Origin of the sequence: Arthrobacter sp. 9MFCol3.1 (assembly GCF_000620385.1) — a bacterium.
Taxonomy (GTDB): domain Bacteria; phylum Actinomycetota; class Actinomycetes; order Actinomycetales; family Micrococcaceae; genus Arthrobacter.
This window is the reverse complement of record NZ_JIBJ01000004.1, coordinates 349523-363610: the sequence shown is the minus strand read 5'-3', so window position 1 is coordinate 363610 and position 14088 is coordinate 349523. Positions and strand designations below refer to the sequence as shown.

The 14088-nt window shown below is 64.5% G+C and carries 8 protein-coding genes; 5 read left to right on the top strand and 3 right to left on the bottom strand.

The window, feature by feature from the left end:
• Positions 1-849: 849 nt before the first annotated feature.
• Genes C560_RS0104440 through C560_RS0104420 form a run of 4 tightly spaced genes read left to right on the top strand, consistent with a single transcriptional unit; the run spans position 850 to position 8595 of the window.
• A complete protein-coding gene (locus tag C560_RS0104440) occupies positions 850-4026 on the top strand; it encodes an efflux RND transporter permease subunit (RefSeq protein ID WP_026537282.1) in 3177 nt (1058 codons plus the stop codon).
• Positions 4023-4481: a hypothetical protein gene (locus tag C560_RS0104435; RefSeq protein ID WP_051532998.1), complete on the top strand. Its 459-nt coding sequence runs from the start codon at positions 4023-4025 to the stop codon at positions 4479-4481. The genes C560_RS0104440 and C560_RS0104435 overlap by 4 nt, the downstream gene beginning before the upstream one ends.
• Position 4482: 1 nt before the next feature.
• Positions 4483-7629 (top strand): efflux RND transporter permease subunit, encoded by a 3147-nt coding sequence (locus tag C560_RS0104430; RefSeq protein WP_026537280.1) that lies wholly within the window; start codon positions 4483-4485, stop codon positions 7627-7629.
• 30 nt (positions 7630-7659) lie between these two features.
• A complete protein-coding gene (locus tag C560_RS0104420) occupies positions 7660-8595 on the top strand; it encodes a hypothetical protein (RefSeq protein ID WP_231494262.1) in 936 nt (311 codons plus the stop codon).
• A gap of 133 nt (positions 8596-8728) precedes the next feature.
• Here C560_RS0104420 and glpK read toward each other — a convergent pair whose 3' ends face one another.
• The 3 genes from glpK to C560_RS0104405 all read right to left on the bottom strand — a co-directional run bounded on the left by glpK (position 8729) and on the right by C560_RS0104405 (position 12961).
• Positions 8729-10243 (bottom strand): glycerol kinase GlpK, encoded by a 1515-nt coding sequence (gene glpK / locus C560_RS0104415; RefSeq protein WP_026537278.1) that lies wholly within the window; start codon positions 10241-10243, stop codon positions 8729-8731.
• 42 nt (positions 10244-10285) lie between these two features.
• Positions 10286-11038, bottom strand: a complete 753-nt coding sequence (locus tag C560_RS0104410; protein ID WP_026266377.1) for an MIP/aquaporin family protein — start codon at positions 11036-11038, stop codon at positions 10286-10288.
• 156 nt (positions 11039-11194) lie between these two features.
• On the bottom strand, positions 11195-12961 hold the full coding sequence (locus tag C560_RS0104405; protein WP_026537277.1) for a glycerol-3-phosphate dehydrogenase/oxidase: 1767 nt from the start codon (positions 12959-12961) through the stop codon (positions 11195-11197).
• A gap of 123 nt (positions 12962-13084) precedes the next feature.
• Between C560_RS0104405 and C560_RS0104400 the strand changes: the two genes are divergently transcribed.
• Complete coding sequence (locus tag C560_RS0104400) at positions 13085-14047, top strand: sugar-binding transcriptional regulator (RefSeq protein ID WP_026537276.1); 963 nt, start codon at positions 13085-13087, stop codon at positions 14045-14047.
• The last annotated feature ends 41 nt before the right edge of the window (positions 14048-14088 follow it).

Genomic DNA, 14088 nt, shown 5'->3' with positions numbered 1-14088 from the left:
TGCTGGCCTCTTCTGTTCTATGCGGCCTGTTATCCCAGGCCTGTCTACCTTCAGGCCTGCCTGCCGCCAGGCCTGTTCACCATCAAGTCTGCACTGTCACGGCCGGCTGGCCGGTCCCGACTCCATACTGTCCGTACGTGTTACTCCTGCTGTTACTTCGTGCGTTGCGGCCCGGAATGCACCCCGGACACACAAAAGCCCCTCGACATGGAGGGGCCGCCGCTCGGCAATCCGGGGACTCTTCGGAATCGAGGTCTCGTCGGGATGCCGGGCGGCTAGCTAAGCAGGAGCACGGCGCGCATAGGACCACTTTAGCCCCTCGGGCTGGTTCGCGCTGAACGGACGGGGCCGGTGGCGGCCCGGTAATCGCAGTCGACTCGCGCTCCGGAGCCCGGCGCGTCCCGCTATGTCCACAATTGTTACAAATGACATACCTATGGAATAGCGGTACTTACTGCCAATTGCCGGACCCATCGGGCGAGTAGTCACGACGAAAATTCGAGTAGTTTGGCGTAGAAATGCAGGTAGAAAAACAATGAATACTCGGGTGGCCGTCCGCGTGCGGCCAGCCCGTTCCACGAAGTCTGATCCGAATGCGGATTATGGGCCTCCATGCTGGGAGAAACCCGTGAAAACCCGGGGGCGAGGCTTAAAATTTTGATCTTGCCAAACGATTCAAATGGGAACACTATTCGATAAAGATCAGCAAATGGGATCTCTTGGGGGGATTCGCAAATGGTCTCGGGTTGAGGAGCCTGCCATGAATCACTTGCGCAATTCTGCCGTGCAACTGCCGAAAACCCCCACCGGCCGCATTTACGCCGCCGGTTCCCTGGAACAGAGCTAGCCATGTTCGGCTGGATCACCCGTTTCAGTCTGCAGTTCCGCATCCTGGTTCTCGCCCTGGCCGCTGGACTCATTGCCTTCGGGGTAGTGAACGTCCCCCATGTCGCCATCGACAGCATGCCCGAGTTCGCCCCGGCGCACGTTGAGATCCAGACCGAGGCCTTGGGCCTCTCAGCTGCCGAAGTTGAACAGCTCATCACGTCTCCAATGGAAGCCGACCTCCTTAACGGTGTGGCGTGGCTCGATGAAATCCGGTCCAAATCGGTCCCGGGCCTGTCCTCCATCGAGCTCGTCTTCGAGCCGGGCACCGACCTTCTGCGAGCGCGCCAACTTGTGGCCGAACGCATGACCCAGGCCCACGCACTGCCGAACGTCTCGGCACCGCCGTTGATTATGCAGCCACTGTCGTCCACCAGCCGTGTCCTCATGGTCCGGATGAACTCCAAGGAGCTCTCCGGCATTGAAATGTCGGTCCTGGCCCGGTGGAAGATCAAGCCGCGGCTGATCGGCATCCCCGGTGTCGCCAACGTTTCCATCTGGGGCCAGCGCGAGCAGCAGCTCCAGGTCGAGGTGACCCCCACGCAGATGCGTGACAAGGGCATCACGCTCGAACAGATCATTAAGACCACGGGCAACGCCGTCTGGGTGTCTCCGCTGACCTTCCTTGAGGCGTCTACCCCCGGCACAGGCGGGTTCGTGGAGTCGCCGAGCCAGCGACTGGGCATCCAGCATGTCCTGCCCATCCGCACGCCCGACGACCTGTCCAAGGTCAGTGTCGAAGACGCCCCATCTCCCATGCTCCTTGGTGACATCGCCCAGGTGAAGGCGGACCACCAGCCGCTGATCGGAGACGCCGTCGTCGGCCAGGATGCAGGCCTCCTGCTGGTCGTGGAGAAGTTCCCCGGAACCAGCACGCTGCAGGTCACCAAGGACATCGAAGCTGCCCTGAACGACATGCAGCCCGGGCTTTCCGGAATCCAGATGGACACTTCCGTCTTCCGGCCCGCCTCCTTCCTGCAGGATGCCGTGGACGGACTCGGCGTGGCCCTGCTCGTGAGCCTCCTGCTTGCTGTCCTGCTTTTCTGGCTACTCTTCCGGTCGTGGCGTGTCGCCGCTATTGCCCTCGTGGCCATCACCACGACAGTCATGGCGGCAGCAGTGGTGCTCTACTTGACCGAGTCCACACTGAATATCTCGATCCTGGCCGGCATCCTCCTTGGTGTGTCCGTGATTGTGGGAGACATCGTGGAAGATGTGCAGGCGCAGCGGCGCCGGCCCCTGCAGGCCACCGAGACCGAGACTGATGCCACCATCCGATTCCGTATGGTCCAACTCGTCCGCAACGTCCGCACACCTCTGTTCCACGCATCCCTCATCATGGTGGTCGCGCTTATTCCAACGCTGTTCATTCCTGGCGTCGGCGGTGCGTTCTTCCATCCGCTGTTCTGGTCAATGGCCCTGACGCTTGCTGTGTCAATGCTCGTGGGCCTGTCCGTGACACCGGTACTGGCGTATCTCCTGCTTCCCCGTGAAACGGCCCCACGGACCGAATCGAGCGGTGTTGCGCGGGCGCGGTCCTACTACGACCGGGCTCTCGAGGGCGGACGTTCCCGCCGCACCCTCGGCATCATCGCTGTCGCCGTCGTTGGCCTGCTGGGACTCGCCGCAGCATCCCAGCTGGTCGGAACCCGGGCGGTCATTCCGACGCTTCCGGACCGAACGCTCCTGGTGCAGTGGGACTCCATGGCCGGCACGTCCAACGACGAGGTCCGCAGGGTGGCGTCGAAGGCCTCCGATGAGCTGCGGACCCTGCCGGGGGTTTCGGGCGTTGGCGGGCATATCGGCCGCGCCATTTCCTCCGACCAGATTGTGAGCAACAGTTCCGCGGAGCTCTGGGTCACCATCACACCGGATGCCGACTTCAGCGAAACGGAAAGGGCAGTCCGCGACGTCGTCCAGGGCTACCCGGGCATCGCCAACAACGTCGTGAACTACTCCCAGCAGAAGATCGGCGCACAGAACACCCACATGGATCCGGGATTCGCGGTCCGCGTCTATGGAACCGAGATGCCGGTTCTGCGCGAGAAGGCCGAAGAGGTCCGCAAGGCCATCGAGAAGATCGACGGCGTGCAGAACCCGACGATCAACGCCAGCGCGATGACACCCATCGTCGAAGTCGAGGTCAACCTCGAGGCGGCGCAAAAGGTCGGGATCAAACCCGGCGACGCCCGGCGCGCCGCTGCGGCCCTGATGCAAGGCATTGTGGTCGGCAACCTCTTCGAAGAACAGAAGGTCTTTGAAGTGGTGGTGCGCGGGGCAGTGGACGTCAGGGATGACCTGACCAGCATCCGCGAACTCCTGCTCGACACGCCAAACGGCGGCCAGGTCCAGCTGGGCCAGATCGCCGACGTACGACTCGTCCCCAACGAGGTCGTGATCCTGCACGATGACACGTCCCGCAGGATCGACGTCGTGGCCGACGTCAGCGGACGGCCGCTGGCCGACATTCAGCGCGACATTGAAACGGCCATCCAGCAGATCCAGTTCCCGCTGGAATACCACGCGGAGATCCCCACGAAGTATGCCCAGATGCAGGATGCCGCCGCCCTTTTGCTCTGGCTTGCGGCAGCAGCGCTCCTCGGAGTGTTCCTGCTGCTCCAGACGGCGGTCCGGAGCTGGAAGCTGGCCCTCGCCAACTTCCTGGCACTGCCGGCGGCGCTGGCGGGGGCTGCCGTGGCAGCTTGGATCGCGGGAGGCGCCATCAGTGTGCTGGCGCTCACGGCGTTTGCCGCCGTGCTGGCCATCGCTGGCCGCAACGCGGCACTTCTCTCTGCCCGCGCGGATGAACTGTGGCGCGCAGCCCCGCAGGAGTCCCATGAAAAAGTCGTCATGATGGCAGCCAGGGACCGGGTATCGCCCATCCTGAAGTCCGCCCTGATCACGGTGGCGATTCTGATCCCGCCGGGACTTTTCGGCGGCGCCGTGGGTGGAGCCCTCCTGGGGCCGATAGCCCTGATCATTGTCACCGGACTTATCACTACAACCCTCATCGGGATCTTCGTACTCCCCCTGCTCGCACTCTGGTTCGGGCCCCGGTCCGCCCCTGAGGAGTGGGCCGAAGTCTACGAAGCCGAGGTTCCCGTTCAGCCCGACATGCAGGAAAAGGTGGAAGCAAAATGACCAGCCAAAAGCCCCAACTCCGTCTGGCCCTGGCGGCCGCAGCCTGTGCCGCCGCGCTATTCACCCTCCCGGCATGCGCACAGTCCACAGCGGTGGCACCCGCTGCGGCGGCAGGTGCGGCTCCGGTCAAGGTGGAAAAGAACGCCACCACCGGCATCGCCAAGCTGACCGTGACCGAACACGGCCTGGCCCGCATCGAGCTGAAGACGGAACCCGTTAAGGCGGGCACCGGAACGGACGTGCTGCTGCCATATGCGTCGCTGTTGTATGACGCCAATGGCAAGACCTGGGTCTACACCACCCCCGCACCGAGAGTGTTCGAACGCCAAGCCGTCACCGTCAGCAAGATCGAAGGCGGCGTGGTGACGGCCAGCAAAGGCCCCGCCGTCGGGACTGCAGTGGTAACGGTAGGCGCGGTCGAACTATTTGGCGCCGAGTTGAACACGGGTAAATGACATGCGCCGGATAGTCGCAGCCAGTCTGAGGTTCAGATCGATCGTCATCGCGCTCGCTGTGGCGCTGATGGTCGTGGGCGGCGCGCAGCTCAGCAGCGCTTCGGTGGACGTATTCCCCGAGTTCGCACCACCGAAAGTCGAGGTCCAGACAGCCTGCCTGGGACTTACCGCCGCTGAGGTCGAAGAGCTGGTGTCGGTTCCCATGGAAGAGGCGTTCAACGGCATTGATGGTCTCGATCACATGAGGTCAAAGTCAGTCCCCCAGCTCTCGTCGATTGTGATGGAGTTCGAGAACGGCACTGACCTGCTCACGGCCAGGCAACTGGTGTCGGAACGCCTGGCAACGGTCATCCCGACCCTGCCCACCTGGGCTGCCCCTCCGCTCATGCTGCAGCCCTTGTCCTCGACCAGTCGCGTCATGAAGATCGGCCTGTCCTCGGACACCCGCTCACTCATCGAGATGTCCATGATTTCCTACTGGAACATCAGGGCTCATCTGCTGCGGGTTCCGGGCGTAGCCAATGTGGCCATCTGGGGCGAACGCCTCCAGATGCTTCAAGTGCAGGTTGATCCCGCCAAACTGGCGGCCAACAACGTCACCCTGGAAAACGTGATGAGCTCAACCTCCGATGCCCTGGACGCTGGTCTGTTGCAGTACTCCCCCGGCGCCCTCATCGGAACTGGCGGCTCGCTCGATACACCCAGCCAGAGTATTGGCATCCGTCACGTACAGGCCATCACGTCCCCGGCCGACCTTGCCCAGGTTGCTTTGGAGGAGCGCGAGGGACTGCCTCCCCTGCGGCTCGCTGACGTGGCGAACGTCGTCGAGGACCACCAGCAGCTGATCGGTGACGCGGTGATCAACGGCGGCCCCGGCCTGATGCTGATCGTTGAAAAGCTGCCGTGGGGCAACACGCTCGAAGTCACGCGCGGCGTGGAGGAGGCGCTCAAAGAACTGCAGCCCGGCCTGACCGGGATCGCAGTCGACACCACCTTGTTCCGGCCGGCGTCATTCATCGAGGAGTCCCTCGGCAACCTGAGCCTCGCACTCCTGCTGGGCTGCCTCCTGGTGGTCCTCGTGCTCAGCGTCTTCCTGTTCCAATGGCGGACGGCGCTGGTCAGCGTGACGGCGATCCCGCTGTCATTGATGGCAGCGGCCCTGGTGCTCTATTGGACCGGGGGCACGATAAATACGATGGTGCTTGCGGGGCTGGTGATTGCCGTCGGGGTGGTGGTGGACGATGCCATCATCGACGTCGAGAACATCGTCAGACGGCTCCGGCACCACCGTGCGAGCGGCGGCACCGAAAGTACCGCCCGTGTGGTCGTCAATGCCTCGCTTGAGGTCCGCGGACCTATTGTGTACGCCACCTTGATCATCGTCGCCGCCACGGTGCCGATCTTCTTCCTGGACGGGTTGACCGGCGCGTTCTTCCGGCCGCTGGCCACTTCGTACACCCTCGCCGTGATGGCCTCCATGCTGGTGGCCCTCACTGTCACCCCGGCCATGGCGTACATCTTCCTCCGGAACGCCAAGCTGGAGGACCGGGATCCCCCGGTAGTCAGGGTGCTGAAGCGCTGGTACGGCAAGTTGCTCCGGCCCATGGTCCGCAGGCCCGCCCCGGGATATCTCGCCTTGGGCGCTCTCGGCGTCATCGGCCTTGTGGCGGCGCCGCTGCTGGGCCAATCATTGCTCCCGTCGTTCAAGGAGCGGGATTTCCTGATGCACTGGCTCACGCAGCCTGGCACGTCCAACGCCGAGGAAGTCCGTGTCAGCCAACTGGCCTGCAAGGAACTCATGACAATCCCAGGGGTGAACAATTGCGGGTCCCACATCGGGCAGGCATTCAACGCCGATGAGGTTGTGGGCGTCTACTTCGGCGAGAACTGGATCAGCGTTGACCCCTCAGTGGACTATGACAAAACGCTGGCCTCCATCACGGAAGTGGTGGACGGCTATCCCGGAATCGTGCGGGACGTCCAAACCTACCTCAAGGAGCGCATCCGCGAGGTGCTGACGGGAACTGGCTACGCGGTCGTCGTTCGCGTGTACGGAGACGACCTCGCGACGCTGCGCACGGAAGCTGACAAGATCAAGGGCATTCTGGGCGGCATTGACGGAGCCATCGGCGCAAAGGTCGCTCTCCAGGCGAACATTCCACAAATCAACGTGGAAGTGAACCTGGAGGCCGCCAATCGCTACGGGCTGAAGCCGGGCGATGTGCGACGCGCCGCGGCCACCCTGGTTTCCGGCGAAGAAGTGGGCGACGTCTACCGTGACGGCAAGGCCTACGACGTCCAGGTGTGGAGCGCACCGGAAATCCGGACCAGTGTCACGAGCATTGAGAACCTCCCACTCGATACGCCGAGCGGGCAAAGGATCCGGTTGGCCGATGTCGCCACGATTTCGGTCAAACCCACGCCCAACGTCATTGAACGCTCGGAGGGTTCCAGGCGCATCGACGTCAGTGCCAACGTCAAGGAAGGCGATCTGGCCAAGGTTGTGGAGACATTGAAATCGGAGATGGAGTCGGTTCAGTTCCCGGTCGGCTATGAAGCGGTTGTCCTCGGCGAATACGCTGAACGCCAGGCCGCCTCACAACGGCTGCTGCTTTACTCGATTGGCGCGGTCCTCGTGGTCTTCCTCCTGCTCCAGGCGGCGTTCCGCAGTTGGCGGTTGGCCGTCCTGGCCATCCTGACGCTGCCGGTCGCCTTGGTCGGTGGCGTGATTGCTGCCCACCTCAGCGGCGGGATCCTGTCGCTGGGTTCCTTGGTCGGATTCCTGACCCTGATGGGTATCGCAGCCCGCAACGGCATCCTGCTCATCAACCACTGCCAGCACCTGGAACAGTTCGAGGGAATGACCTTCGGACCTGCCTTGGTGTTGCGGGGGGCTTCCGAGCGGTTGTCGCCGATTCTGATGACCACTCTTGCCACTGCGCTGGCCCTTGTGCCACTGGTGGTGATGGGGAACCTCCCCGGCCATGAGATTGAGCACCCCATGGCGGTGGTCATTCTGGGCGGCCTTGTCACGTCGACACTGGTCAACCTGTTCATCGTCCCATCGCTCTACCTGCGGTTCGCCAAGAAGGGCCCGTCACGCCGTGACCGCCAGCCCGGCCAGCCGGAACCCGTCCCTGTCGCCTAATACCACCACCAATAAGGAGAGGCAAGTCAGATGACACCACTGTCTAAGAGATTAACCGCTTACGGCTCCGCGGTCTTGCTGGTGGTGGCGTCGCTGACGGCGGCGACGGCGGCCGCGGCGACGGCCACCGCCGCGCCGGCGGCCACGAGTACCAAGGAACTGTGCGGCCCCGGCTCGGTGCTGAGGTTCAACCGTTCCGCGTTCCCGGCAAAACCGAATATCGACAACCAGTGGCTCAGGCTCAGGCCCGGGATGCAATACACCACAACCGGCAAAGTAATCTCCCCGGACGGGACGACCACCCGCACGGTTGTCAGCACCGTCACAGGGCTAACCAAGGTCATTGACGGGGTCAAGACGATCGTGGTCTGGGACCGGGACTACTCCGACGGTGAACTCGTGGAGTCCGAACTCGCATTCTTCGCCCAAACGGAGAAAGGGACAGTCTGGCTCTTCGGCGAGTATCCGGAGGAGTACGAGGACGGGAAGCTGGTCGGCGCGCCCAGCACGTTCATCAGCGGGATCGACAGGGCCCGGGCCGGCATCGCCATGCAGGCCAAGCCGCACCGGAACACCCCTGCATACGTCCAGGCCTATGCCCCCACCGTGGACTTCCTGGACTGCGGGGACGTGTTCGCGAAGTACCAACGAGTCTGCGTCCCGACGGGATGCTACAACGACGTGCTGGTGATTGATGAGTTCAACCCGCTCGACCCGCCAAGCGCCGGGCACCAGCGCAAGTTCTACTCAGCCGGGACCGGGCTCATCAAGGTGACAGCAGTCGGCGGCGAAGACCAAGAGTTCATGGACCTGGTCAAGATCACCAGGCTCACCAGCGCGGTGCTGGACAGGATCAACACCCGTGCCCTTGAGCTCGACAGCAGGGGCTACACGGTCAGCAAGGACGTCTACGCCAAGACGCCGCGTGCTGTCGTGAGGACCCCGTCTACGCGGCCTGTTCCCTGAGGGACAAACCCGACGCGGGACAGCGCTGACGCAGACAGTGAAGAGCTCCGGCCAGGTTTCCCTGGCCGGAGCTCTTCTTTGTCCGCCGAAGCCGTACCCGCCGGGGCGGCACCCGGCGGGTCGGTGTGTGCGCCTACTTCACGTCGTCGTCAACCCAGTCCATGGACTTGGTGACGGCCTTCTTCCAGAGACGCATCTGGCGTTCCCGCTCGGCCTGGTCCATTTGCGGCTCCCACCGCTTGTCCTCGGCCCAGTTGGCCGAGCACTCGCCCAGGTCCTTCCAGAATCCGACCGCCAGGCCGGCCGCGTAGGCTGCGCCCAGCGCCGTCGTCTCGACCACCTTCGGACGGATGACCGGCACGCCAAGGATGTCCGCCTGGAACTGCATCAGGGCGTCGTTGGCGACCATGCCGCCGTCGACCTTCAGCTCCGTCAGCGGGACGCCGGAATCGGCGTTGACGGCGTCGAGCACCTCGCGGGTCTGGAAGGCGGTGGCCTCCAGCGCCGCTCGGGCAATATGGGCCTTGGTAACAAAGCGGGTCAGGCCCACAATGGCGCCACGGGCGTCCGAGCGCCAGTACGGCGCGAAGAGGCCGGAGAACGCCGGAACAATGTACACCCCGCCGTTGTCCTCCACCGAGGCCGCGAGGGCCTCGACCTCCGGGGCGCTGCTGATCATGCCGAGGTTGTCCCGCAGCCACTGGATCAAGGAACCGGTGACGGCAATGGAGCCCTCCAGCGCGTAGTGCGGCGCCGCGTCGCCGAGCTTGTAGCCGACGGTGGTCAGCAGCCCGTTCTTGGAATGGATAATCTCCTCGGCCGTGTTGAAGATCAGGAAGCAGCCCGTGCCGTAGGTGTTCTTGGCTTCCCCGGCATCGAACGCCGCCTGCCCGAACGTGGCCGCCTGCTGGTCGCCCAGGATGCCGGCCACAGGAACCTCGCGCAGCAACTGGGAGGTGTGCACCGTGCCGTAGACCTCGGAGGAGGACTTGATGGTCGGCATCATGGAGGCCGGGACACCGAACGCGTCCAGGATCTCCTGGTCCCATGACAGCGTCTCAAGGTCCATGAACATGGTGCGTGAGGCGTTGGTCACGTCCGTGACGTGCACTCCGCCGTCGGTCCCGCCGGTCAGGTTCCAGAGCACCCAGCAGTCGGTGTTGCCGAAGACGAGGTCACCGGCCTCCGCCTTGGCCCGGGCGCCTTCGACGTTGTCCAGGATCCACTTGATCTTGGTGCCCGAGAAGTAGGTCGCCAGCGGCAGGCCCACCTTCTGCTTGAAACGTTCAACCCCGCCGTCCTTCGCGAGTTCGTCCACGATCGGCTGGGTGCGGGTGTCCTGCCACACGATGGCGTTGTAGATCGCCTCGCCGGTGGTCTTGTCCCACACCACCGCTGTTTCGCGCTGGTTGGTGATGCCGACGGCGGCGATGTCGTGCCGGGTCAGGTTCGCCTTGGACAGGGCCGAGCCGATCACTTCGCGGGTGTTGTTCCAGATTTCAGCGGGGTTGTGCTCCACCCAGCCGGGCTGGGGGAAGATCTGCTCGTGCTCCATCTGGCCGGAGGAGACGATGCTGCCGCTGTGGTCGAACACGATGGCGCGGGTACTCGTGGTGCCCTGGTCGATGGCAACTACGTACTGGTTCATATTGACGTCCTTGTCTGTTTAGCGTGGCAGTTGATCTGGCAATCAGAGGGGCAGTACAGGGGGGATGATCGGCACAACCGCGGCCACGAGGCCGCCGAGGCCGCCACCGATCAGGGGTCCGACGACCGGGATCCAGGAGTAGCTCCAGTCGGAGGACCCCTTGCCCTTCATGGGGAGCAGGGCGTGCGCGATGCGCGGGCCCAGGTCACGGGCCGGGTTGATGGCGTAGCCGGTGGGGCCGCCGAGGGAAACACCGATGCCGACAACCAGCAGGGCGACCGCAAGCGGGCCAAGTCCGGACGGTGTCCCGCCGAAGGTCAGGATGACGAAGACGAGGACAAAGGTGCCGATGATCTCGGTGATCAGGTTCCACGGGTTCGAGCGGATCGCCGGGCCGGTGGAGAAGACGGCCAGCTGGCTGGCGGGCTCGGATTCGGCATCGAAGTGCTGCCGGTAGGCCAGCCACATGATGACGGCGCCCAGGAAGGCGCCGGTCAGTTCCCCGCCGAAGTAGGTCAGGGTTGAGGCGAAGTCGACCGGAACGCCGGGGGCGTACAGCTTCTTGCCGTTGACCAACAGGCCGAAAGTCACGGCAGGGTTCAGGTGTGCACCTGAGATGGCGGCAACATAGACACCGGAGAAGACGGCAATGCCCCATCCCCAGGTCACCATCAGGAACCCGCCGTTGTTGCCCTTAGTGCCTTTGAGCGCAACGTTGGCCACCACGCCGCAACCCAGCAGGGTCAGCATGGCGGTACCGAATAATTCGGATAGGAAAACTATTCCAAGAGACATCTTTGACTCCTCTATTTTCTGTTGTCGGCGTCCGCGAGTTTGGAAGCCGTGGGGCCGGCAGCATGTTCGTGCTGCCGGCCAGCCACTGCGCCGGCCGCCGGGGCGGACCGCGCAGTGCTTGCACCCGGGCTTCCCTGCCCGGGCACGCAAGCAATATCAGGCGACCAGGCTGTGGACCCGGACACCGTGGAACCGTTGGAGCACCTCCTGTGCGTGGCTGATCTCTGTGGCCCGGCGTGCCGCGTCCCAGCCGAGCGGTCCGGAAAGGATGTCCGCGACTTCGTTCAGCAGTTCCCCGGTCACCAGGCCGCGGAAAGCCAGGGACGTGCGGCGGATGAGGACGTCCACGAGGTGCCCGATCTGCTCGTGGGCGGCCATGAACTCCAGTTCGCGGGTGCTCAGCTCACGCGTCGAATGCAGCAGCCGGTCCGGCCCGCCGGCCGGCCCGTCCAGGAACCGGATGACTTCTTCGGCGCGAGTCCCGTAGCGGGTCAGCAGCCCGGTGACGCGGGCGGCGTCGCGGCCGGCCGACATGTGGGCCTTGATCCAGCGCTGGACGCCGTCCTCGCTGTCCGGGAACCCTGCTCCGCCGCCGATGGCGAGCTTCGCCGTCGAAACCTTCCGTTCCAGGCCGAGTTCGGCCAGGACGTCGTTGCTCAGGTGCTCGGCCAGGGCCCGGAACGTGGTCCACTTGCCGCCCACGAGGCTGAGGACGGCTCCGCCCGCCGCCTGCCGGCGTTCGATCCGGTAGTCCCGGCTGACGAACCCGGGCTGGGTGGCGTCATGCTTCGGCAGCGGGCGCACACCGGAGAACGAGTAGACAATCTGGTCCCGGCCCACCGGGATGTCCGGGAAGACGTGGCCGATCAGGTCAAAGAAGTAGTCGATTTCCGCCTCGGTGCACACGGCGTCCTGGGCCATATCGGCGTCGACGTCGGTGGTGCCGACCAGGACGCGGTCCCCCATCGGATAGATCAGCACGATCCGGCCGTCGGTGTGCTCGAAGAAAATCTCGCGGCCGTTGCACGCCGCGAGCAGCTCCGGATGGTCCAGCACGATGTGCGAACCTTTGGTGCCGCCCATGAACGACGACGCCGCCCCCATGGCCTCGTTGGTCAGGTCGACCCAGGCGCCGGTGGTGTTCACCACGACGTCGGCAGTGAAGTCGAACATCTCGCCGGTCAGTTCGTCACGCAACTGGACCGTGGTTCCGGGGGTGCCGCTGGTCCCGGAGCCGCCCAGGGAGACAAGCGAGACGTAGTTGCTGGCGCGGGCGTGGCTGTCCGCGCCGCCGGCCTTCTCGCCGTCCTGGAGCACGTCGAGGGTGAGGCGCTCGGGGTTGTGGACCGAGGCGTCGAAGTAGGTGGCCGCGTATTTGATCCCGGGGTGCAGCCGGGGCAGCTCCTCCAGGGCGCGCTTGCGTCCGCGGAACTGGTGGCGCGGGACCGTGCCGCCGTCGCGGGAGAAGAAGTCGTACATGCTCAGGCCGAGCTTGATCAGGAACGCCCCGCGTTCGGTGTGCTTGCCCTGCTTGTGGGTCAGGAAGCGCATGGGGGCGGCCAGGACTCCGGAGAAGGTGCTGAAGATCGGGATCGTGGTCTGCAGCGGCTTGACGTAGTGCGGTGCGATCCGCAGGAGCCTGTTGCGCTCGGTCACGGACTCCTGGACGAGGCGGAACTCGCCATTTTCGAGGTACCGGATGCCGCCGTGGATCATGTGGGAGGAGGCGCCGCTGGCGCCCTGGCAATAATCGCCGCGCTCAACGAGCGCCACGTCCACGCCCTGCAGCGCCAGGTCACGGAACGTGCCGACCCCGTTGATTCCGCCTCCGATGATCAGAACCTGCGCGTGCCGCCGCGTCCGCAGCTTCTGCACCGAGGCGCGATCGTTCGCCGGTGTGCCGACTGAGTCCTTCTGTCCCAAAACTGCTCCCTTGGGTTTGATTCTGTGCGGCACGCCCGTGGCGCGGCGCCGTTCAACACTATTCTTTGGACTAATGGAAAATGGAGTCAAGCACTATGCACAAACGTGCAGATGGGAAATTTCATGATGCAATCACGCCAGTCCGACGCCCTCCGCGCGGCCCAGCTGTATTACCTGCAGGACCTGACCATGGATGCCATCGCCCGCGAGCTCCGGACGTCCCGGTCCACGGTTTCGCGGCTGTTGTCGGCGGCGCGCGATTCGGGTCTGGTGCAGATCCAGATCCGCAGCCCGCTGGACACCGGGCCCGAACTCGAGGGCATGATCCGCGCCGAGTACAAGGTGGATGTCCATGTCGTTCCGGTGGTGGACACGCTCAATGAGGCGGAAACACTGGACCGGGTGGCCATGCAGGCCGCCCGGACGATCGGACCGCTGGTGGACTCCAACGCCATCATCGGCGTCGCATGGGGCTCCACCCTGAGTGCCGTGAGCCGGCACCTGACGCGCAAGATCACCCACGACAGCGTGATCGTCCAGCTCAACGGCGCCGGGAACATGCAGACCACCGGCATCACCTATGCCTCCGACATCATGCGGCGGTTCGGCAGCGCCTACGGAGCACGGGTGGAACAGTTTCCCGTACCGGCCTTCTTCGACCACGCCGCGACCAAAAAGGCCATGTGGAATGAGCGCAGTGTTCAGCGGATCCTGGAGTTGCAGGCCAGGATGAGCATCGCGATCTTTGGTGTCGGATCGGTCGACGCCGACTACCCCAGCCACGTCTACGCCGGCGGCTACCTCGATGAAGACGACTTGAACGTGCTGGCGAACTCCGATGTGGTGGGCGATGTGGCCACGGTGTTCTTCCGCGCAGACGGGTCCTCGGACGGCATCACGCTCAACGCGCGGTCCACCGGCCCGGGCCTGGCCCAGCTCCGCCAGGTCCGGCGCCGCATCTGCGTGGTGTCAGGTGCCTCCAAGATCAACGGGCTCAGGGGCGCGCTGGCGGCAGGACTGGCCACCGACCTGATCCTGGACGAGGCCAGCGCCCGCAGGCTGGTCCGGTTCGACGGACTGGGCTGAGCGGCAGCGGGGCACCGTGGCCGGCGTGGTCTGCAGCAACG

Bases quoted from the DNA above. Each gene is read 5' to 3' on its own strand.
- C560_RS0104440 (WP_026537282.1), top strand. From the start codon at position 850: ATGTTCGGCTGGATCACCCGTTTCAGTCTGCAGTTCCGCATCCTGGTT.
- C560_RS0104435 (WP_051532998.1), top strand. From the start codon at position 4,023: ATGACCAGCCAAAAGCCCCAACTCCGTCTGGCCCTGGCGGCCGCAGCC.
- C560_RS0104430 (WP_026537280.1), top strand. From the start codon at position 4,483: ATGCGCCGGATAGTCGCAGCCAGTCTGAGGTTCAGATCGATCGTCATC.
- C560_RS0104420 (WP_231494262.1), top strand. From the start codon at position 7,660: ATGACACCACTGTCTAAGAGATTAACCGCTTACGGCTCCGCGGTCTTG.
- glpK (WP_026537278.1), bottom strand. From the start codon at position 10,243: ATGAACCAGTACGTAGTTGCCATCGACCAGGGCACCACGAGTACCCGC.
- C560_RS0104410 (WP_026266377.1), bottom strand. From the start codon at position 11,038: ATGTCTCTTGGAATAGTTTTCCTATCCGAATTATTCGGTACCGCCATG.
- C560_RS0104400 (WP_026537276.1), top strand. From the start codon at position 13,085: ATGATGCAATCACGCCAGTCCGACGCCCTCCGCGCGGCCCAGCTGTAT.